Source organism: Rhodanobacter panaciterrae (assembly GCF_014651895.1).
In the GTDB taxonomy this organism is placed as follows: Bacteria; Pseudomonadota; Gammaproteobacteria; order Xanthomonadales; family Rhodanobacteraceae; genus Rhodanobacter; species Rhodanobacter panaciterrae.
In genome coordinates, this window is record NZ_BMXT01000001.1 from 457193 (window position 1) to 478497 (window position 21305).

The window sequence follows — 21305 nt, forward strand, 5'->3', positions numbered from 1 at the left end:
GAAATCCGAGGGCGCAGACATGCTGAGCATCGAACAATCCCTTACCGAGCGCCTGCCATGGCTGGCGCAGTATCCGCGCATCCGCCGACCGATGGCGGGGGTGCTCGGACGGTTGGCCGACGAAGACGGCTTCAACCACGTATTGAAGCAAGTCGGTGCCGCTGAAGGTTTTGATTTTGTCGAGCGCGTGCTGGACATCCTCGGCACCAGCTATCAGCTCAATCCGCGCGAACGCGAACACATCCCGGTCGATGGCCCATTGCTGGTGGTGGCCAATCACCCGCTCGGCATGCAGGACGCACTGGCCTTGCTGCAGCTGATCGGCTCGGTGCGCCGCGACGTACGTTTTCTCGGCAACGACTGGCTGGCCGTGATTCCGCAGCTGAGCAAGCTGATGTTGCCGGTGGATGTGTTTGGCAAGGGCGCCGCATCGCGCCTGCGCGGCATTTACCGCGCACTGGACAACGGCGAGGCGCTGATCGTGTTTCCCGCTGGCGAGGTCTCACGTGTGCGTGCAGGTGGCGTGCGCGATGGTCAGTGGTCGGATGGGTTTGCGCGGCTGTCGTTGCGCAGCAAGGCGCCGGTGTTGCCGATCCATGTCGCCGCGCGCAATTCGGCGATGTTCTACGGCCTGTCGATGCTGGCCAAGCCGCTGAGCACGGCGATGCTGCCACGCGAGGCGGTGGCGCCGGGCAGGCGGCGGATCGGTTTCAGCATCGGTGCCTTGGTCAGCGCCGAGGAACTCAAGCAGCGCAGCGGTGGCTCGCCGAAACAGGCCACCAAGCTGATGCGCCGGCATGTGTATCGGATCGGCCAGCATCGTGGCCTGATCTTTGGTGGGCAGGCGCCGCTGGCGCTGCCGGAACCGGCCGAACAGGTAGCGGCGGAACTGATCCGATCCGAAAAACTGGCGGACCTCAGCGACGGCAAGCAGGCGTGGTTGTTCAAGGGCGCGCTCGACAGCGCGGTGATGCGTGAAATCGGTCGGTTGCGCGAGTTGACCTTCCGCAAGGTCGGCGAGGGCACCGGCGCGCGGCGCGACCTGGACGCCTATGACCCTCATTACGAACACCTGGTGCTGTGGGATCCGCAGGCGCTGCGCATCGTCGGTTCCTATCGTTTCGGGCACGGCGGCCGGCTGATTGCCGAACGCGGCATGGCCGGGCTGTATACCTCCAGCCTGTTCAGCTATTCACCGGCGCTGGAATCGCGGCTGGCACAGGGCATGGAGCTGGGGCGCAGTTTCGTGGCGCCAGCGTACTGGCGTTCGCGCGCACTCGATCAGCTGTGGCAGGGCATCGGCCTGTATCTGCAGCGGCATCCGGAGCTGCATTATGTGTTCGGCCCGGTCAGCATGTCGGTCAGCCTGCCACGCGAGGCACGGGAGTGGATCGCTGCCGCACATCAGTACTATTTCGGTGCGCCGGGCTTGGCCGCTGCACGACAGCCGTTCGTCGTCTCGCCTGAAATCGTGCATAGCGTGCGCGCGGCACTGGAAGGTCTGGATGCGTCTGCCGGCCTCGGTAAGCTGAAACATCACCTGGATGCACTGGGTGTCAGCCTGCCGGTGCTGTATCGCCAGTATGTCGATCTGGTCGAACCCGACGGCGTGCAGTTCCTCGACTTCGGGGAAGATCCGGATTTTTCCGGCTGTGTGGATGGCCTGGTGATGCTGGATCTTGCCTCGCTCAAGCCAGCCAAGCGCGCACGTTATCTCGGCAAGCAGGTTACCTGATCGCCAAAGCGTTCACTCTGCGACAGAGTCGCTGGGTGGGTGCCCTTGTCGCAGGAGGGCTGGTGGACAGGAGCGAGACAAGCAAGTGTCACCAGTGAGGTGATGCCGTCTGCGGGAAACCGTCTTGAGTAGCGTTGGCGCGGGGAAGGGTGGCGAATGTCGGTCTTGCCACGCCCGCGCGTGGGTTCCAGGAGGAATTACATGGCCAATTAATCAATTAATTGGCAACGGCTGGAATTGTTGTAAAATTGTTGTAAGGTAAATCCGGGAAGATGACAGGGGCTACCAACGGCATGTCACCCGTGCTTGCACGGAATAGTCGTAAATAATTTCGAAATCGACGCATCATTTTCACCCAACTCGCACGTTGGGTTTTTTTGTGCTCGGCGTTTACGTTTTTTCTTTCGCTTAAACGCAGTATTTACGTCAAGAAATTGCGATTTTGGCTTTTGCGAAATAACCCGTTAGCTAATTAATCGGGATCACTTTGGAACACCGACGGCTATCGGAGTTCCACGCTCCGGCTGGATGGCTGGTTGAGAGTGTTCGGTGACCCGGATGGCCAGGGAAAGGCCGCTATGCGATCGGCACTGAGCCGGTCATTCAATTGTTTGAACTTGCGAGATGGAATCCACCATGAAACGAACCTATCTATCTGTATCCATTGCGCTGGTTTTCGGCATGGTGTCTTCGCTGGCACTGGCGCAGAGCAGCACTCCGGATCAAACAAATACTGATCAGGCTGCCACGACCAAGCCCGCACAGCGAGCCAGTGCGTCGAGCACCTCCAACACGACCACCTCGAACGACACCAAGCGTGTGCAGCAATTGGGCGCGATCCAGGTGCAGGCGCAGTCGCTGTCGCTGGGTGGCGGCCTGATGTCGGTGCAGACCGCGCCCAAGGCGGTTTCCACGATCACCCGCGACGCGATCGTCAAGGCGGCGCCTGGCGCCACGTTCGTGCAGATGGTCGACAGCATTCCGGGCGTCAATGCGTCCACTGACGACTTTACCGGCCTGGCCAACGGCAACTACAGCATCCGCGGCTTCACCAGCGACGAGATCGGTACCACCGTCAATGGCGCGCCGATCAACGACAGCGGCAATTACAAGGTCTATGCGACCGAGTATGGCGACGCCGAGAACTATGGCGACATCACCGTGCTGCAAGGCTATCCGGATGTGGACACGCCGATCGGCGGCGCGGCCGGCGGCTCGATTGCCTGGGCCACCATCGATCCCTCGCATACGGCCGGCGTGGACGTGCGCCAGACCTTTGGCAGCAACGACTACCGCCGCACCTTCCTGCGTCTGAATACCGGCGATACCGGCCCGGTACGTTCGTGGCTGTCCTACTCCGACAACACGGCCGACCTGTGGCGTGGTCCGGGTCAGCAGAAAGTGACCAAGGTGGACGGCAAGACGCTGTGGACCATCGACGACAACAACTCGGTCTCGGCCTCGTTCCAGTACAACCGCCAGTTCAACTACTCCTACCAGAGTTTGACCAAGGCGCAGGTACAGAAGAACTACGACCAGAGCTATGACGCGACCCTGCTGACGCCCACCGATACCAATTTCTACTTGCTGCACACCAATCCGTTCCGCAGCTGGCTGGTCAGCATGGATGGCGAGTTCAAGCTGAGCGACAACCTGCATCTGTCGGTGGTGCCATACATCCAGTACGGCAACGGCGGCGGCGGTGGCGGCTCGGTCTTCACCGAATCGACGTCCACGAGCAACTACAACTGGTACCAGTACACCAACCAGGATCTCAACGGCAACGGCGTGGTTGGTGGCAAGACCAACAAGGCGCTGGCGTATTCGATCAGCAATACCTACACCATGCGCCCCGGTGTCGTCGCCAAGCTGAACCAGGACTTCGGCGAGAACAACAGCCTCGAGTACGGTCTATGGTATGAGCGTCCACGTCAGGAGCAGAGTCAGTCGTTCACCCCGGTTAATCCGACGACAGGCGTTCCCTCCGACAACTGGGGAAATACCGACCTGATCCGCTATCAGAGTGGTGCGGCACAGAAGGCCTACAACGAGTACACGGCTACCGAAACCCGCAAGGCATTCGCCACGGATACCTGGACGCCGAATGACCAGTGGACCATTACGGCGGGCGCTTCCTATCTGTGGGTTCAGCGTAGCGGTTTTGATTATCAGTACCCAGGTTCGGTGCGTCCCGGCTACAAACAGTACGGCGTAGCCGACTTCAGCCAGACGTTTCACGACTGGAGTCCGACGGCCGGCGTCAAGTATCAGCTGAACGAGCAGAACCAGTTCTATTTCGGCATGGGCAAGACATTCCGTGCGCCGATCAACGGTGCTGTCCTGCAAAACGCGGCGGCGGCCTATTTCCCCACCCAGACCGTGCCGTTGAGCTCCTTTATCAACAAGCCGGAAACGGCAACCACGGCTGACCTGGGCTGGCGTTTCTACAACGACACGTTCTCGGCCAACGTCGATGCCTACGCGTCCAACCTCAACAACAAGCAGATTTCCGGGTTCGACGAAACGACCTTCGCCACGGTCTACCTGTCACTGCCCAAGGTGCACATGCGCGGCCTTAATACCGAGGCCAGCTACAAGATCACGTCGAACTGGACGGTATACGGCTCCTACGCGTACACCAAGTCCACGCTCGAGGCGAATCTCAACAGCCTGGGCGACGGCATCTACAGCACCACCGGCAAGACCCTGCTGAATACGCCGAAAAACATCGGCTACGTACGTGTGGGTTACGACCAGGGGCCGTTCTGGGCGAGCCTGGACGCGAAGTACCGCAGCGCGATCTGGGGTGACTGGTCCAACACGCAGAGGGCGGGTGGCTACACCACGCTCAACCTCAGTGCAGGCTGGAAGTTCGAGGACTTCTCGGCGTGGTTCCGCAAGCCATACATCAAGCTCAACATGTTCAACCTTGCGGATCGCCAGGCGCTCACCAATGCCAACAACATCAGTGCGTTCCTCGCAGCCAACCCGACCAAGATCAAGGACCAGAACGGCGTGACCCTGTTTGCTTCCCAGCCGTACTATTCGCTGCTGCAGGGCCGTACGTTCATGCTGACCTTCGGCGCCTCGTTCTTCTAAAAGCGAAGATACACACCACGGCAGCGACTGCGTGGTTCATCCAGCCGGCACCTTCGGGTGCCGGCTTTTTTGCGGCCGTCACAACCCCTTGACCAGATAGCAAAAACTTTCGAATATGGTTAGAAGTTACGAAACTGTAATATGCTGCGCGTAACTTTAGCCGGGTCCGATGTGCCAGATAGCTTGGCTGCGGTCAGTCTCGTCAGGGAAAAACAATTTAAAAATCATTGCCCTACGGAATGGTCCGGTGGGCGAGGTGTCTTTTTTGTTGCCCTGGCTCGTCATTTATTGCGAACCACCATGGGGTTGATGTTCGATGAAAAGCACTATTCGCACGAAACTGTTGCCGCTGGCGATCGCCACGCTGCTTGCTGCTTCGCCTGCCATGGCGCAGGACACCTCGTCCGCGATCTCCGGCCGCGTGCTGGATGCCAGTGGTCAGCCGGTTGCCGGCGCCACCGTGCAGATCGTGCATGAGCCGTCGGGTACCACCAAGATCACCACCACGGGTGCAGACGGCCGCTATTCGGCGCAGGGTCTGCGCGTCGGCGGCCCATTCGACGTCACCGTCTCCAAGGCGGGACAAGCTCAGGCCGTGCAGAACAATGTCTACCTGCAGCTGGCTCAGGAGACGCCGGTCAATCTGACCATGGGCGCGGAGCAGGCGAAGAATGTTCAGAATCTTTCCGGCGTGACGGTGTCGGCCAATGCCTTGGCGCAGACCTTCTCGTCGGACAACAAGGGCATCTCGACCAACGTCTCGCAGCGGGAAATCGAGGCAACCCCGACCCCGGGTCGCTCCATCCAGAACATCGTGCGTCTCGACCCGCGCATCGTGATCTCCGATCGCGACCGTGGCGAGATTTCCGCGATCGGCCAGAACAGCCGCTACAACAACATCACGGTGGACTCGGTCAGCGCCAACGACCCGTTTGGCCTGAATGCGAATGGCTTGCCCACGCTGGGCACGCCGATTTCGCAGGACACGATCCAGGAATACAACATCTCCACCGCCAACTACGACGTGGCCACGCGTCGCGGCGTCGGTGCGATCGTCAATGCGGTAACCAAGAGCGGCACCAACGATTTCCACGGTTCGGCGTACTACGCGTTCCAGAATCGTAGCGACATGATCGCCGACTACAACGACAAGCCGTACGGCGGCTTCCGTCGCACCTGGACTGCCGGCGCTACCGTTGGTGGCCCGATCATCAAGGACAAGCTGTTCTTCTTTGCTTCGTACGAGAAGAGCAAGCAGATTGGCCCGTCCTCTCAGTATGGCGTGCAAGGCTCCGGCGCGGCCACCGAAGTGCGTGGCCTGACCCAGCAGAATGTCGACGACATCACCGCCGCGGCCAAGGCCAAGGGTTTCGATGTCGGCGGCCTCAGCGGTGGCAACTCCGATCTGCAGGACAAGCGTTATCTGGGCAAGATCGACTGGAACATCACCAACAATCACCGCGCCAGCTTCACCTACAGCCAGACCAAGGAAACCAAGCCGATCATCACCGGCAACAACAACATCTTGGTGTTGTCCAGCGGCTGGTACAAGACCAACGTCGACAACAAGAGCTACGCACTGCACTTCTACGATGACTGGTCGGATATCTTCTCCACCGACACCACCGTTTCCTACGCCGACTTCCAGCAGAACCGTGGCCCGTACAACGGCGTCGCCCAGCCGGATGTCTCGGTGTGCGTGAACGGCACCAGCGGCTGCACCAGCACCAGCAGCTCGCCGGGTGTGGAGTTCGGTACCGAGTACTCCAGCCAGGCCAACATTCTGCACGTGAAGACGTTGAATGCGGCATGGGCTGGCACGCTCTATCTGGGCGAGCACACGGTCAAGGGTGGCTTCGATTTCCAGCGCGGCCAGTACTACAACCTCTTCCTGCAGAACGCATTTGGCAGCTACCAGTTCAATACGCTCGCCGATTTCAAAGCTGGCAACTATTACCAGTATCGCTATAACGCGCCGGCTGCAGGGCTGGGTCTGAATGACGTCGCTGCCAACTTCGAGCTGAAGGAATACGGCATATTCCTGCAGGACACTTGGCAGGTGAACTCCAATCTGTCTGTGCAGTACGGTTTCCGCGTCGATATTCCGTTGACCGGCGACCGGCCGCTGTACAACCCCTGCTATGCCGCTGCGCCAGGGCAGGCGGTTGTCGCTGCCAATTGCGTATCGCCCAAGGGCGGTTTTGGCCACACCAACACCAGCACCATCAACGGCAATCGCCAGGTGCAGCCGCGCGCGTCGTTCAACTACACCTTCGACACTGAGCGCATGACGCAGCTGCGCGGTGGCGCGGGTCTGTTCATTTCCAATCCGCCGAGCGTGTGGTTGGGCAACATCTACCAGAACTCAGGTGTGACCCAGGTGCAGTACAACTGCGGTCCGTCGCAGAGTGTCTGCAACAACAAGGGTGGCAACGTCCTGCCGCCGTTCAGCGCCGATCCAAATGGGCAGAATGGCGGTTCGGCAGCGATTCCAGGAGCCAGCGGCGCGCAGATGGCGGTCAGTACGGTCAGCGACAATTTCGCGATCCCGAGCGTGTGGAAGATGTCGCTCGGCTTTGACCGCGAGCTGCCGTGGTGGGGCGTGGTGTTCAGTGCCGACTACGAGCACATCAAGAACCGTAATGCGATCTGGTACCAGAACCTCAATATCGGTGCATCCACCGGCGTGCTGCCGGACGGTCGCCTCACCTATTACAAGGACAAGAACAGCGGTTCGGTGCTGATTGATCCGACTACGGGCGCGCCGATTTTGGTGGGTGGCAAGACGCAGTCCAACACTGCCCGCTACTATGCCAACCCGTCATTTGGTGATGCGGTGATCAACCTGGCCAACAGCGACAAGGGCAGCGCCGACAGCCTCAGCCTCGCGCTGAAGAAGCCGTTCGCGGACGAGTGGTCCGCTATGGCCGGCTTCACCTGGAGTCGCGCAACGGAAGTGAACCCCGGTACTTCAAGCGTGGCCCGTTCCAGCTACAGCAACAACGTCTGGGTGAACCCGAACGAGAACAAGGCGAGCACCTCCAGCTACTCGATTCCGAAGCGCGTGATCGCCTCGCTGACCTGGCAGCATCGCTTCTTTGGTGACTACGCCACGAGCGCCACCGTGTTCTATGACGGCCATTCGGGTACCCCGTACAGCTGGCGCTTCGGTAACGACGCCAACGGTGACGGTTTTGTCTCCGACCTGGCCTACATCCCAAACAAGGGTGATATCAGCTTCGCACCGGGCACCACGCAGGCGCAGCAGGACTCGTTCTGGCAGTACATCGACAGCGACAAGTATCTGAAGGATCACAAGGGCCAAATCGCCAGCCGCAATGGCGCCCGCGCTGCCTGGATCAATCAGGTCGACCTGAGCTTCACTCAGGAAATTCCGGGCCTGTTCAAGGGCAACAAGGGCATGCTCCGCCTGGATGTCTACAATCTCGGCAACATGCTCAACAAGAAGTGGGGTGTCGATCACCGCGCCAGCTTCCCGCTGGTACGTAACCTCGCCGATTTCGCCGGTGTCGATGCCAATGGCAAGTACATCTACGACATCAGCAAGGCGGCCTACAAGGATGCCAATGGCAACTACAGCCCGCTGCCGCTGCCGCGTGCTGACGAGTTGAATGGCCCGACCCAGCGTTGGTCGATCCTGGCAACCGTGCGCTATACCTTCTAAGCAAGCAGTTATTTGAAAACACGGCCGGCACCTGCAAGGGTGCCGGCTTTTTATTGGGTTGACCGGCCGTGTCAGACGCAGGAAGCTAAGCGGTCTGCTGCAGCTGTGCGCGGACGTATTGCCGCGGGATTGCGGCCAGGAGATGGATGCATGAATGACACACACGCCGGCCAAGCCGGCAAGTCGGCCACCGTAAGCGCACGCATTTCGCCGGTCGGTGGGCTGGATATTCTTTCCCGCAACGAGGTGGCGCGCTTGCGTGGCGCCAGCGATTCGGGCCTGCATGCCTTGCTGCGCCGTTGCGCGCTGGCGGTGCTGACCTCGGGCAGCATCAGTGACGATCCGCGGGCGATTCTCGAGCAGTATCCGGATTTCGATATCCAGGTATTGCAGCAGGATCGTGGCATCAAGATCGAGCTCAGCCATGCACCGGCACAGGCCTTCGTGGATGGCCAGATCATTCGCGGTATCAACGAGCTGCTGGTGGCCGTGGTCCGCGACATCGTCTACGTGTCGACCCAGCTGGAACAGATCGGTGTCGACCTGGGTGGCTCGGCCGGGCTGACCCAGGGCGTGTTCGAGATCCTGCGCAATGCGCGCATTCTGAAACCGCACATCGATCCCAACCTGGTGGTCTGCTGGGGTGGCCATTCGATCTCGCGCGAGGAGTACGAATACACCAAGCTGGTCGGCTATCAACTGGGTCTGCGTGGGCTGGATATCTGCACCGGTTGCGGGCCGGGTGCGATGAAGGGGCCGATGAAGGGCGCGACTATCGCGCATGCCAAGCAACGGCGTCGGCACAATCGCTACATCGGCATCACCGAGCCGGGCATCATTGCCGCCGAGTCGCCGAACCCGATCGTCAATCATCTGGTGATCATGCCGGACATCGAGAAGCGGCTCGAGGCGTTTGTACGCATGGGGCACGGCATCCTGGTATTCCCCGGCGGTGTCGGCACGGCCGAGGAAATTCTTTACCTGCTTGGCATCCTGCTGCACCCGGACAATGCCGGCACGCCGTTTCCGCTGATCTTCACCGGGCCGCGCGAATCGGCCGCCTACTTCGAGCAGATCGACCGCTTCCTGCGCCTGAGCCTAGGTGACGAGGTGGCGCAGCACTACCAGATCATCGTGGATGATCCGGCGGCGGTGGCGCGAGCGATGATCAAGGGCATCGACAAGGTGCGGCGTAACCGGCTGGACACCAAGGATGCGTTCTTCTTCAACTGGGCGCTGCAGATTCCGCTGGAGTTCCAGTTGCCGTTCCGCCCCACTCATGAGGCGATGCGTGCATTGCAGATCCATCGCGATCGCCCGCGACATGAGCTGGCGGCGGATCTGCGCCGGGCCTTCTCCGGCATCGTTGCCGGCAACGTGAAAGAGGAGGGAGTACAGGCGATCGAGCAGCATGGCCCGTTCGATATCGACGGCGACACGGACATCATGCGTGCGCTGGACAAGCTGTTGCAGGCATTCGTCCAGCAGCACCGGATGAAGCTGCCCGGCGGCGCGGCGTATGTGCCGTGCTACCGGGTATTGACTACCTGATTGTGGGCAAAAATCTGCCTGTGATGGCTTGACAGCTCGCTGCGCTCTCGACAAACTACGCAGCTCACGCCCGAATAGCTCAGCTGGTTAGAGCACTTGACTGTTAATCAGGGGGTCGTTGGTTCGAGTCCAACTTCGGGCGCCACGTTTGATGAAAAGCCGGCATAACTGCCGGCTTTTTGCTTTTTGTGGGAGGTGATATCCGATCAGTTCATTTGCGAGCAGTCTGCGATCTGACTTGCGCTGGCCGGGGCGCCGCGGACGCGGCCAGAATTGGAGACCACCACGCTGAGCGCGTATTGCGGATTGGCGCGCTGACAGAACAGCAGGGTGATATTGCTGCCGCTGGCACTGCCGTCGGGACCGAAGCGCACGAAGTGCCGCCCGGTGCTGCTCTGGATGATCAGTTTGTCGTTATAGCCGTGACCGATATATAGCGGCCCGTGGTCCGGTTGATTGTTGCGATCGATGTCGTGAGCAAGCAGCCAGCCACTGTCCCAGCGTATGTCATTACTGCAGCTGTTACCGTCGCGGGTCGGACAGAACAGCGTGCGCTTGCCACTGGTGATTGCGGTTGCGCGGGTGTGCTGGAGTGCCGCGATGAAGTCTGTCTGAGCAACCTGTAGCTGGTTGCGGCTCAGCAGCTTCCGCATGGGCGGTATGGCCATGCCAGTGAGTGCTGCGATGATGGCGAGTACCATGATCTGTTCGATCAGGGTCACGCCATGCTGCTGGAGAGCAAGCTTGAAGTTCCGGGAGGCTGCCACGACGTCGCGTCCTGCGTTGTCCGGGAGGCTCATGCTAAGACGCTGCTACCAACCATCCAGTAGCCAGACGGTGGTGCGAGTGTCGGTCTCTGCTGACGCGTTCTGTCAGCAGTCCCAATTTAAAATGCGCTGCCGCGCCCACATCTGTAGCCGATGACTGACCGCTTCCAGCTCGTTGCTCCTTATCAGCCCGCCGGCGACCAGCCGCAGGCGATCCAGCGCCTGTCCGAGGGTTTCGAGGCTGGTCTGGCCGCGCAGACGCTGCTCGGCGTGACTGGCTCGGGCAAGACCTACACCATCGCCAACGTGATCGAGCGGATACAGCGGCCGACCATCGTGATGGCGCCGAACAAGACGCTGGCGGCGCAGCTGTACGGCGAGTTCAAGGAGTTCTTTCCGCACAACGCGGTGGAGTACTTCGTCAGCTACTACGACTACTACCAGCCGGAAGCCTATGTGGTGGCGTCGGACACCTTCATCGAGAAGGACGCCTCGATCAACGAACACATCGAGCAGATGCGGCTGTCGGCGACCAAGGCGCTGCTGTCGCGCCGCGATTCGATCATCGTGGCCACCGTGTCGGCGATCTATGGCCTCGGTAATCCAGAGGACTACCTGTCGCTGCGGCTGATCCTGGCCAAGGGCGAGCGCATCGATCAGCGCAAGCTGATCCACCAGCTGACCGAGCTGCAGTACACCCGGAATGAAATGGAGCTGCGTCGCGGCATGTACCGCGTGCGCGGCGAGATCATCGACGTGTTCCCGGCCGAATCGGAAATCGAGGCGCTGCGCATCGAACTGTTCGATGGCGAGGTGGAGAATCTTTCGCTGTTCGATCCGCTCACCGGCGAGACGATCCGCAAGGTGCAGCGCTATACGGTCTATCCACGCACACATTACGCCAGCACCCGCGAGAGCGTGCTGAACGCGATCGAGACGGTCAAAGTCGAGCTGAAGGAGCGACTGGAGCAGTTGTACAAGGACAACAAGCTGGTCGAGGCGCAGCGGCTGGATCAGCGCACGCGCTTCGACATCGAGATGATGGCGGAGGTCGGTTACTGCCAAGGCATCGAGAACTATTCGCGCCATCTGACCCGGCGCGAGCCGGGCGAGCCGCCACCGACGCTATTCGATTACCTGCCGTCCGACGGCCTGCTTGTGGTGGACGAATCGCACGTCACCGTGCCGCAGCTCGGCGCGATGTACAAAGGCGACCGCTCGCGCAAGGAAACCCTGGTGGAATTCGGCTTCCGGCTGCCGTCAGCGATGGACAACCGGCCGCTGCGTTTCGAGGAATGGGAACAGCGCGTGCCGCGCGCGATCTATGTCTCCGCCACGCCGCGCGCGTACGAGCTGGACAAGTCTGGTGACGCGGTGACCGAATTGGTGGTGCGCCCGACCGGCTTGGTCGATCCGGAAGTGGAAGTGCGCCCGGTGCGTACCCAGGTCGATGACCTGCTCAGCGAAGTGCACAAGCGCGTGGCGATCGGCGATCGCGTGCTGGTCACCACGCTGACCAAGCGCATGGCCGAAAACCTCACCGAATACCTGGCCGAGCACGATGTGAAGGTGCGCTACCTGCACTCGGACATCGAGACGGTGGAACGCAGCGAGATCATCCGCGACCTGCGCCTGGGCGAGTTCGACGTGCTGGTCGGCATCAACCTGCTGCGCGAGGGCCTGGACATGCCCGAGGTGTCGCTGGTGGCGATCCTCGATGCCGACAAGGAGGGTTTCCTGCGCTCCACCGGTTCGCTGATCCAGACCATCGGCCGTGCCGCCCGCAACGTGCGCGGCAAGGCGATCCTGTACGGCGACCAGATCACCCGCTCGATGCAGGCGGCCATGGACGAGACCGCGCGCCGCCGCGAGAAGCAGCTGGCCTGGAACGAGCAGCAGGGCATCGTGCCGACCACCATCGTGCGGCGCATCGCCGACATCATGGAGGGCGCGCGCAGCGAGGCGGGCAACCGGCGCGGCAGCAAGTCCTCGCGCAGTCGCGCCGTGGCTGAACAGGCCGCCGATTACGCAGGATTCAACCCGCAACAGGCTGCGGGTGCGATCAAGAAGCTGGAAGCGCAGATGTACAAGCATGCGCAGAATCTGGAGTTCGAGGACGCCGCCCGGCTGCGCGACCAGATCCACCAGCTGCGTGAACAGGCGTTGCGTTAGGCTGGCAGCCGCCTGGCCGGGATATTGTCGAGCGTCCGTTACTCCCGTATAATTCGCAGCTCGCTCGGCAAGCCGGTGCGAATTGGGCAGTTAGCTCAGCGGTAGAGCACTTCCTTGACATGGAAGGGGTCACAAGTTCGATCCTTGTACCGCCCACCAAATTATTGCAGTGGTCTCAGGCATCGCTTCGCCTGATGCGTGATGCAACTGTACTCAGAGAGTTCAAAAAAGCCGCCCGTAAAGGGCGGCTTTTTTGTTGTTGTGCATCGTGCGGACAGTCATCCCGGCAGAACCGCACGGTCGTCGTATCAGGCCGTGGCTCGGCGCCCCAGCCTGTGGGCAACGTGGCAAGCAGTCACCGGCAGCCTCGTCGCATGGATTTTTATCAAAAAGTGATGTACATCACATTTTTGCCAAGCCATCATGCGTATTCCTTCTGGCGGGCGCATAAAGACTTGTGGTAGCAAATTCAGCTTGCAGACTGCCGTTGACAGATGTACGTTAAGAAGTGAACCGATCCTGTTCAGGATGTGGACACACGCCGGACTACCGGCGTGTCGTTGGAAAAGAGGGTAGGGGGGCTTCCGTCTTTCATGGTGCTGCGTTCACGAGCAGTACGTCCTTGACGACGCCTCGCATTGAAGAGGCTGCAAGACACTTTATCGCCATGAAGAGTGGGTACCGTGTTCATCGGTAGCCAGGATGAACATGACGGTGAAGTGGTAGAGGTCCGGATGGGGCAGATACGGATGCCCTTTTGCCTTGTCCAGCACATGGAATGAAGGGGGACGATCACGCTTGCCAACACATCTGACGACGACGGGTTTGACCTGTTGCGCATACGGTCGCTCGAAATGCGCCGAGCGCCGAGTCAGCTGCCGCATGGCAAAGCATCCAAGGGTATGAACATCAACCCCTGATTTCAGGGGTATCCATCCCCTCACGGCACGCTCTAGTGTTACGCAGACCCCAGATGCTGGATTTGGCCGACGATGACGTCGGCCAGCTTTGGGCCCGCGCAAACCGTATTGAACAGCGGACCAGTAACGGTAGAGCTCGGGGTATTACAGCTGATTGGCGGAACTTGGTGAGTCGCATGTTTGCGCCGCCCCGATGTCGTCGCTCTGATGTCCTGCTTACTCGCGACAAATGCTGGATTCCACACCGCGCAGAAACTGACCGCTCCATCCAAAACCGGAAGTGCATTTACTGGGAGACATCGCATGGCCAAGCAAAGTAGTCAGAAATTCATCGCGCGCAATCGTGCGCCGCGCGTGCAGATCGAATATGACATCGAAGTTTATGGCGCGCAGAAGAAGGTGCAGGTGCCTTTCGTGATGGGTGTGATGTCGGATCTCTCCGGCGCCAATGCGGGCGAGCTGCCGCCGATCGAGGATCGCAAGGCGCTGGAAATCGATGTCGACAATTTCGATAGTCGTCTGCAGTCGATGAAGCCGCGCGTGACATTTGCAGTGCCAAATACATTGACCGGTGAGGGGAATCTGGCCGTCGATATCACTTTCGAAAGCATGGATGACTTCTCACCTGCCGCCGTGGCGAAGAAGGTCGGTGCAGTGGCCAAGTTGCTGGAAGCGCGTACTCAGCTAGCCAATCTCGATACGTACATGGATGGCAAGGCCGGTGCCGAAAGCCTTATCGCAAAAGCACTCAAGGACCCGGCACTCCTGCAATCACTGGTATCGGCGCCCAAGCCTGCCGGTGACACCAACAAAGACGGGGAGTAAGTACGCATGGCAACCGAAAATCTAGCTGAACAACAAGGCGGCGCCGTACAGACTCTGGATGCCGGCGATTTTGCTGCACTGCTGAGCAAGGAATTCAAGCCCAAGAGCGACCGCGCAAAAGAGGAAGTGGAGTCCGCGGTTCGCACGTTGGCCGAGCAGGTCTTGAGCAAGTCCGAGATCGTTTCCGATGATGTCGCCCAGACCATCAGCGCCTACATCGCAGAAATTGATCGCAAGCTCAGCGAGCAGATCAACCTGATCATGCATCACGCTGACTTCCAGAAGCTGGAAAGCGCCTGGCGCGGCCTGCATCACCTGGTCAACAACACCGAGACGGATCAGCAGTTGAAGATCCGCGTGATGAACATCTCCAAGAAGGAACTGGCCAAGACCCTCAAGCGCTACAAGGGTACAGCGTGGGATCAAAGCCCGATCTTCAAGAAGATGTATGAAGAGGAATACGGTCAGCTTGGTGGTGAGCCGTACGGTTGTCTGGTCGGCGACTACTACTTTGACCATAGCCCGCCGGATGTGGAGCTGCTTGCCGGTATTGCGCAGGTGGCTGCTGCCGCGCACGCACCGTTTATCGCGGCGGCGAACTCGACTCTGATGGGCATGGACAGCTGGAGCGAGCTGGCCAATCCGCGTGATCTGGCCAAGATCTTTTCCACGCCGGATTACGCTGCATGGCGCTCGCTGCGCGAGTCGGACGATGCCAAATATATCGGCCTGACAATGCCGCGTACGCTGGCCCGTCTGCCCTACGGCGCGGCGACGGATCCGGTCGAGGAGTTCAATTTCGAGGAAGACACCAGCGGTGCGGATTCCGCCAAGTACACCTGGCAGAACGCGGCCTACTCGATGGCGGTGAACATCAACCGTTCGTTCAAGGAATACGGCTGGTGCTCGCGGATTCGCGGCATTGAGTCCGGTGGCGCAGTGGAGGGCCTGCCATCGCATACCTTCCCGACCGATGACGGCGGCGTGGACATGAAGTGCCCCACCGAAATTGCCATCACCGACCGGCGTTCGGCCGAACTGGACAAGATGGGCATGATGCCGCTGGTACATCGCAAGAACTCGGACATGGCCGCTTTCATCAGTGCGCAATCGCTGGCCAAACCGGATGAGTACGACGATCCGGATGCGACCGCCAATGCGGCGCTCGGTGCGCGTCTGCCATACATGTTCGCTTGTTGCCGCTTCGCGCATTACCTGAAGTGCATCGTGCGCGACAAGATCGGCTCGTTCCAGGATCGGAATGCCATGGAGCGCTGGCTGGGGTCATGGATCAACCAGTATGTGGATGGTGATCCGGCGAACTCCAGTGAAGCGACCAAGGCGCGCAAGCCCTTGTCAGCAGCAGAAGTGGTAGTCGAAGAAGTGGAAGGGGCGCCGGGGTATTACACCTCGAAGTTTTTCCTCAAGCCACATTACCAGCTGGAAGGTTTGACTGTTTCCTTGAGGCTTGTGTCTCGCTTGCCGTCAGCTGCAAAGAGTTGATCTCTGGCAGTCGTCCGTTTTGATGGTTTCACGAAGTAGGTTGCAGTACCCGTTATTGCCGGATGTGTCTGTGGCATTCGCCCGGGCCATCCGGTTCCACTGGTCCCAACACTAAGGAGAAGTCTCATGGCATTAGACATGCATTTGAAATTGGAAGGTGGTGACGTCACCTTTACCGGCGAATCAAAGCATACGAAGCACAAGGATCAGGTCCAGCTTCTGGCTTGGTCTTGGGGCCTGTCGCAGAGCGGATCGTTTGGTCATGGCAGCGGCGGCGGCGCCGGCAAGGCGAACGTGCAGGACATCAGCTTTACCAAGTATCTCGACAAGAGCTCGACTTCGTTCATCAAGGCGCTCGTAACCGGAGCGCACATCACCACGGTGACCCTCTTTGTCTCCAAGGCTGGCGGCAAGCAGGAAGACTATTTCACCGTCAAGCTCACCAGTGCCATGGTCACTTCTTACAGCACCGGTGGCTCGGGTGGCGAAGATATGCTCACGGAGAACGTCTCCATCAGCTTCGCGAAATTCGACATCGAGTACTTCAAGCAGGACGACAAGGGTGTCGTGGCGTCGGCCGGTACCGTGGGATACAGCGTCGAGGAAGTCGCAGCCTCCTGAGCCCGAGTCTCGCCGTTTTTGTCGGGCTCTGGGCTTCAAGGGATCTCTGTACCTGTCAGTCACGCATGGGATGTCGCGTACAACTTTGATGTTGCGCGACGCCATGCAAGCGGCGGCTTGTCCGGAGGTCGCCTTGGTCCAGGCGTTTTCCTCGTTTGGTCATGTCATGGACATGACCGATTGGTTGGCTTCCGAGAGATGAAATGACACCCGAGATCAAGCTCAAAGAAGGTCGCCCCGACGAAGCACTGCAACTACTGACAGTGGAAGTACGCAACAACCCGGCGGATGCCAAACGTCGGGTTTTTTTATTCCAGTTGCTGGCTCTGCTTGGACAGTGGGAGCGGGCACAGAACCAGTTGAATGTGAGCGGTGAGCTGGAGCCGCTCAACGCGATGATGGTGGGTGCCTACACCGAAGCGTTGAAGGGCGAACTGGTACGCGCGGATGTCTTTGCCGGAAAGCGCCTGCCGGTAGTTATCGGCGAGCCTGAGCAATGGCTCGCACTGCTGCTGCAAGCGCTCAAGCTGACCGCGGATGGCCGCCATGAGCAGGCTGCGGCATTGCGTGAGCAGGCATTCGAGCAGGCGGCGGCCGTGAGCGGCAACATCGATGGCACGCCGTTCGAGTGGATGGCGGATGCCGATCCCCGCATGGGTCCCTGTCTGGAGATCGTCGTCAATGGCGGTTATTCCTGGGTACCGTTCTCACGGGTGCAGGAACTGAAATTCGAAGCGCCGACGGATCTGCGCGACAAGATCTGGGTGCCTGTGCAGGTGACCTGGAGCAATGGCGGCCGTGCCATTGGATTTATTCCCGGTCGTTATCCAGGCTCCGAGCGGACTGATAACAACGATCTGGTGCTGGGACGCAAGACGGAGTGGGTCGATGTCGGGGCGGATTTCCAGATCGGCCTCGGTCAGCGAATGCTGGCGACCGATGCGGGCGACTATCCGTTGCTCGATGCAAGGCTGATCTCGTTCGATACCAACTGATCGGGGCGCAAGCGTGTCATGGCTGAATTGACCACCCAGGAAAGACTTCAGCCTTCGCTGCTCGATCGGCTTACCGACGACGAGCCGGGCAAGCAGGAGGAGAGCCGCGAGAAACGCGTGATTTCCGCCACGCGACTGCGAGATTGCGTCACACGCGACATGTCGTGGCTTTTGAACTGCGTGAGTCTGGATGCCAGCGCGGATCTGAGTGATTACCCGGAAGTATCCCGTTCGGTGCTCAATTTCGGGATCCCCGATCTCACCGGCGTGGCCCTGTCGGGCATCAATGCGGATGTTCTGCAGCGCCAGATCAGGGATGCCATTCTTGCCTTCGAACCGCGCCTTACGGCGAACACGCTGCGGGTCACGGTGAATTCAAACAGCTCACGGATGGATCGTCAGGCACTGATGTTCAACATCGAATCGGAGATGTGGGCGCAGCCGATCCCCCTGAATCTTTATTTGAAAACCGAGGTTGACCTGGAGACGGGCAATTTCAAGGTATCGGAGGGTTTCGGCTGATGGATCCGCGCCTGCTGCGTTATTACAACCGGGAATTGCAACACGTCCGCGAGATGGGCGGTGAGTTCGCGCGCGAGTACCCGAAGATCGCCGGGCGTTTGGGGTTGGAAGGCTTTGAATGTGCCGACCCTTATGTAGAACGCCTGCTGGAAGGTTTTGCCTTTCTGGCGGCGCGCGTGCAACTCAAGCTCGATGCGCAATATCCGGTGTTCACCCAGCACCTGCTGGAAATGATCTACCCGCATTATCTGGCGCCCGTGCCTTCGATGGCGGTGGTGCAGATGCAGCCGGACCTGAAGGAAAGCGGCCTGCTGACCGGTCACACCGTGGCGCGTCATACCGCCTTGCGCAGCCAGACCGGAAAGGATGATCACACGGCGTGCGAATACCGCACCGCCCATGACGTCACCCTGTGGCCGCTGGAACTCACCGAGGCCAAGTATTTCGAAACCCCCGCGGCGATCGCTGCAGCAGGTGTGGCGTTGCCGGTGGGCAAGCCGGTGCGGGCTGGCCTGCGGTTGAAGTTCCGGGTTTCTGCGGGCGCCCAGGCAAACATGCTCGCGCTGGATAACCTGCCGGTGTTCATCGCCGGTGCGGATGAACTGCCCAAGCGCTTGTACGAACAGTTGCTTGGCAACGCAGTGAGTTTCATCGTGCGGGCGCAAGGTGCCAACGGCGAAATCAGCCAGAGCTTCGATGCCACGCAGATTCATCGCAAGGGTTTCGATGAGGATGAGGCGCTGATTCCCTACACCGGCCGTTCGTTCAGCGGGTACCGGTTGCTGCAGGAATATTTCGCCTGTCCCGAGCGTTTCCTGTTCGCCGAATTCACCGGCCTGAAATCCGTGCTGGCCCGTTCCAGGGGGAGCGAGTTCGAGATCGTGGTGCTGTTCGATCGCACTGTGGCCAGCCTGCACAACGCGATCGACGTGAACAACTTCCGGCTGTTCTGCACGCCAGCCATCAATCTGTTTCCGCGCCGTGCCGATCGCATCCATCTGCAACAGGGCAAGACCGAGTACCACATCCTCGCCGACCGCACCCGGCCGATGGATTTCGAGATCCACAGCATCAGCAATGTCGAAGGCTTCGGCGACAAGCAGGAGCCGGAGCAGCGCTTCCTGCCGTTCTATGGTTGCGACGAGCGCACCTGGCACAGCCAGCATTCCGCGTACTACACGATCCGCCGCGAACCACGACTGATCTCGTCGCGGCAGAAGCGGCAGGGCGCGCGCTCCAGCTACATCGGCAATGAGATGTTCATTGCCCTGGTGGATTCCAGCGAGGCGCCTTACTCCACCCAGTTGCGCCAGATCGGCATGCAGCTGATGTGCACCAATCGCGATCTGCCGTTGCAGATGCCGGTGGGCAAGTCCAAGACCGATTTCACGCTGGAAACCGGCGCGCCAGTCGAGGCGATCCGTTGCGTCGCCGGTCCCACCAAACCGCGGGCGCCGGTGGCTACCGGTGAAACCGCATGGCGATTGCTGAGCCACCTGCAACTGAACTACGTGTCGCTGCTTGAAAACAACAGTGGCGAGGGTGCGTCGGCCCTGCGCGAAATGCTGACCTTGTATTGCGACGAATTCGATTCCAGTGCCTTGCGCCAGGTCGAGGGCGTCAAGGCGGTCAGCTCGCAACCGATTGTGCGGCGGGTTCCCGTGCCGGGGCCGATCACGTTCGGGCGTGGATTGGAAATCACGCTCACCTGCGATGACGGCGCCTTCGAGGGCACCGGCGCCTTCCTGCTGGGTGCGGTGATGCAGCAGTTCTTCACGCGCTACGTATCCATCAATTCATTCACTGAAACCGTTCTGCGCACGCTGGAACGCAACGAGGTTGCACGATGGCCCGCCCGGCTGGGAACACGGCAGACGCTGTAGCGCTGGAAAACGCGCTGCGCGACCATCCGGAGGCCTTCGAATTCTTCGAAGCTGCCCGCAGGCTGGAGTGCGCGTTTCCCGAGCGGCCGCGGCTGGGTCATTCGACCAAGGCCACGGATGATTTCGTGCGGCTGTGCCAGACGCCATCGCTGTCGTTCGCGCCAAAAATGGTCGATCGCTACCAGCCCGGTGGTGCCGGAAAACCGGCGCGTCTGCATGGCCTGTTCTTCGGCCTGTTCGGTCCCAACGCGCCGCTGCCGCTGCACCTCACCGAATACGCCATGGATCGCGAGATCAATGCGAAGGATTCCACCTTCGCCGCATTCGCGAACATCTTCCATCACCGCATGATGAGCCTGTTCTATCGGACTTGGGCCGACTCGCAGCCGACCGTGCAACTGGATCGCCCGAAAGAAGATCGCTTCCAGCTGTATATGGGCGCGATGGTGGGGCTGGCTACGCCGGACCTTAACGATCGCGACGCGCTACCTGATCAGTTCAAGCGCTTTTTTGCCGGTCGTCTGTTGCAGCAGACCCGCAACGCCGAAGGTCTCAAGGGACTGCTCGAGCGCTTCTTTCGCATCCCGGTCGGCATTGTCGAATTCGTGGCCGAGTGGATGCGCTTGCCGCCGATTTCCCACCTGCGGCTGGGAGCATCGAGCGACGTGGCTGCCTTGGGGCTCACCGCCGTCACCGGGGAATACGTCTGGGGCAGTCAGCAGCGTTTTCGTCTGCGGCTGGGACCGCTGAGTCGTGCGGAATTCAATAATTTTCTGCCGGGTGGCGTGGCGCTCAGCCAACTGGTGGCGGCGGTCAAGACCTACGTGGGCGAGGAAAAGGCCTGGGACGTGCAGCTGGTTTTGAAGAAAGCCGATGTGCCTGCAACCCGATTGGGCCAGAACGGACGAATGGGGCTGACCACCTGGATGGGGCAGCCGCAGCAGGATGGCGACGCCGACGATGTCGTATTGAAACCGGTGGGATAGGCGCTCGCACGGGTCGCAATACGACATTTCCGGCATCGGCC

At 60.2% G+C, this 21305-nt stretch carries 13 protein-coding genes and 2 tRNA genes; 14 read left to right on the plus strand and 1 reads right to left on the minus strand.

All coding sequences use genetic code 11. The features are described 5' to 3' along the window. Window positions 1-19: 19 nt before the first annotated feature. From olsF to IE071_RS02085, 5 genes are all read left to right on the plus strand, one after another. Complete coding sequence (gene olsF, locus IE071_RS02065; protein ID WP_189439517.1) at window positions 20-1735, plus strand: bifunctional ornithine lipid synthase OlsF; 1716 nt, start codon at window positions 20-22, stop codon at window positions 1733-1735. 636 nt (window positions 1736-2371) lie between these two features. After that, window positions 2372-4834 (plus strand): TonB-dependent receptor, encoded by a 2463-nt coding sequence (locus IE071_RS02070; RefSeq protein WP_189439518.1) that lies wholly within the window; start codon window positions 2372-2374, stop codon window positions 4832-4834. Window positions 4835-5150: 316 nt separating this feature from the next. Further along, window positions 5151-8519 (plus strand): TonB-dependent receptor, encoded by a 3369-nt coding sequence (locus IE071_RS02075; RefSeq protein WP_189439519.1) that lies wholly within the window; start codon window positions 5151-5153, stop codon window positions 8517-8519. Between the two features lie 150 nt (window positions 8520-8669). After that, complete coding sequence (gene ppnN, locus IE071_RS02080; protein WP_189439520.1) at window positions 8670-10070, plus strand: nucleotide 5'-monophosphate nucleosidase PpnN; 1401 nt, start codon at window positions 8670-8672, stop codon at window positions 10068-10070. A 68-nt stretch (window positions 10071-10138) separates the two neighbouring features. Further along, a tRNA-Asn gene (locus tag IE071_RS02085) sits at window positions 10139-10215 on the plus strand. Window positions 10216-10276: 61 nt separating this feature from the next. Here IE071_RS02085 and IE071_RS02090 read toward each other — a convergent pair. Then, window positions 10277-10870 carry a GspH/FimT family pseudopilin gene (locus tag IE071_RS02090; RefSeq protein ID WP_189439521.1) on the minus strand — a complete coding sequence of 198 codons (594 nt, stop codon included), beginning with the start codon at window positions 10868-10870 and terminating at the stop codon, window positions 10277-10279. A 120-nt stretch (window positions 10871-10990) separates the two neighbouring features. On the opposite strand from IE071_RS02090, the gene uvrB reads away from it, so the two are divergent. The 9 genes from uvrB (at window position 10991) to tssG (ending at window position 21264) form a co-directional block, all read left to right on the plus strand. Next, window positions 10991-13009 carry an excinuclease ABC subunit UvrB gene (gene uvrB / locus IE071_RS02095; RefSeq protein WP_189439522.1) on the plus strand — a complete coding sequence of 673 codons (2019 nt, stop codon included), beginning with the start codon at window positions 10991-10993 and terminating at the stop codon, window positions 13007-13009. An 84-nt stretch (window positions 13010-13093) separates the two neighbouring features. Beyond that, window positions 13094-13168: transfer RNA gene (locus IE071_RS02100), tRNA-Val, on the plus strand. A 1064-nt stretch (window positions 13169-14232) separates the two neighbouring features. Further along, on the plus strand, window positions 14233-14754 hold the full coding sequence (tssB, locus tag IE071_RS02105; protein ID WP_189439523.1) for a type VI secretion system contractile sheath small subunit: 522 nt from the start codon (window positions 14233-14235) through the stop codon (window positions 14752-14754). Window positions 14755-14760: 6 nt separating this feature from the next. Beyond that, window positions 14761-16257 carry a type VI secretion system contractile sheath large subunit gene (gene tssC, locus IE071_RS02110; protein ID WP_189439524.1) on the plus strand — a complete coding sequence of 499 codons (1497 nt, stop codon included), beginning with the start codon at window positions 14761-14763 and terminating at the stop codon, window positions 16255-16257. A 126-nt stretch (window positions 16258-16383) separates the two neighbouring features. Then, the gene (locus IE071_RS02115; RefSeq protein WP_189439525.1) at window positions 16384-16878 is read left to right on the plus strand and encodes an Hcp family type VI secretion system effector; all 495 of its coding nucleotides are present in this window, start codon (window positions 16384-16386) and stop codon (window positions 16876-16878) included. Window positions 16879-17081: 203 nt separating this feature from the next. Further along, the gene (locus IE071_RS02120) at window positions 17082-17873 is read left to right on the plus strand and encodes a type VI secretion system accessory protein TagJ (RefSeq protein WP_189439526.1); all 792 of its coding nucleotides are present in this window, start codon (window positions 17082-17084) and stop codon (window positions 17871-17873) included. An 18-nt stretch (window positions 17874-17891) separates the two neighbouring features. Next, complete coding sequence (gene tssE / locus IE071_RS02125) at window positions 17892-18395, plus strand: type VI secretion system baseplate subunit TssE (RefSeq protein ID WP_189439527.1); 504 nt, start codon at window positions 17892-17894, stop codon at window positions 18393-18395. Beyond that, complete coding sequence (tssF, locus tag IE071_RS02130) at window positions 18395-20278, plus strand: type VI secretion system baseplate subunit TssF (RefSeq protein WP_189439528.1); 1884 nt, start codon at window positions 18395-18397, stop codon at window positions 20276-20278. The genes tssE and tssF overlap by 1 nt, the downstream gene beginning before the upstream one ends. Continuing rightward, window positions 20242-21264, plus strand: coding sequence for a type VI secretion system baseplate subunit TssG (gene tssG / locus IE071_RS02135; protein ID WP_189439529.1), 1023 nt, complete (start codon window positions 20242-20244; stop codon window positions 21262-21264). Before tssF ends, tssG begins: the two co-directional genes overlap by 37 nt. Window positions 21265-21305 lie beyond the last annotated feature (41 nt).

What these genes read in the sequence shown, in the direction of transcription:
- olsF (WP_189439517.1), top strand. Translation starts at nt 20, where the DNA reads ATGCTGAGCATCGAACAATCCCTTACCGAGCGCCTGCCATGGCTGGCG.
- IE071_RS02070 (WP_189439518.1), top strand. Translation starts at nt 2,372, where the DNA reads ATGAAACGAACCTATCTATCTGTATCCATTGCGCTGGTTTTCGGCATG.
- IE071_RS02075 (WP_189439519.1), top strand. Translation starts at nt 5,151, where the DNA reads ATGAAAAGCACTATTCGCACGAAACTGTTGCCGCTGGCGATCGCCACG.
- ppnN (WP_189439520.1), top strand. Translation starts at nt 8,670, where the DNA reads ATGAATGACACACACGCCGGCCAAGCCGGCAAGTCGGCCACCGTAAGC.
- IE071_RS02090 (WP_189439521.1), bottom strand. Translation starts at nt 10,870, where the DNA reads ATGAGCCTCCCGGACAACGCAGGACGCGACGTCGTGGCAGCCTCCCGG.
- uvrB (WP_189439522.1), top strand. Translation starts at nt 10,991, where the DNA reads ATGACTGACCGCTTCCAGCTCGTTGCTCCTTATCAGCCCGCCGGCGAC.
- tssB (WP_189439523.1), top strand. Translation starts at nt 14,233, where the DNA reads ATGGCCAAGCAAAGTAGTCAGAAATTCATCGCGCGCAATCGTGCGCCG.
- tssC (WP_189439524.1), top strand. Translation starts at nt 14,761, where the DNA reads ATGGCAACCGAAAATCTAGCTGAACAACAAGGCGGCGCCGTACAGACT.
- IE071_RS02115 (WP_189439525.1), top strand. Translation starts at nt 16,384, where the DNA reads ATGGCATTAGACATGCATTTGAAATTGGAAGGTGGTGACGTCACCTTT.
- IE071_RS02120 (WP_189439526.1), top strand. Translation starts at nt 17,082, where the DNA reads ATGACACCCGAGATCAAGCTCAAAGAAGGTCGCCCCGACGAAGCACTG.
- tssE (WP_189439527.1), top strand. Translation starts at nt 17,892, where the DNA reads ATGGCTGAATTGACCACCCAGGAAAGACTTCAGCCTTCGCTGCTCGAT.
- tssF (WP_189439528.1), top strand. Translation starts at nt 18,395, where the DNA reads ATGGATCCGCGCCTGCTGCGTTATTACAACCGGGAATTGCAACACGTC.
- tssG (WP_189439529.1), top strand. Translation starts at nt 20,242, where the DNA reads ATGGCCCGCCCGGCTGGGAACACGGCAGACGCTGTAGCGCTGGAAAAC.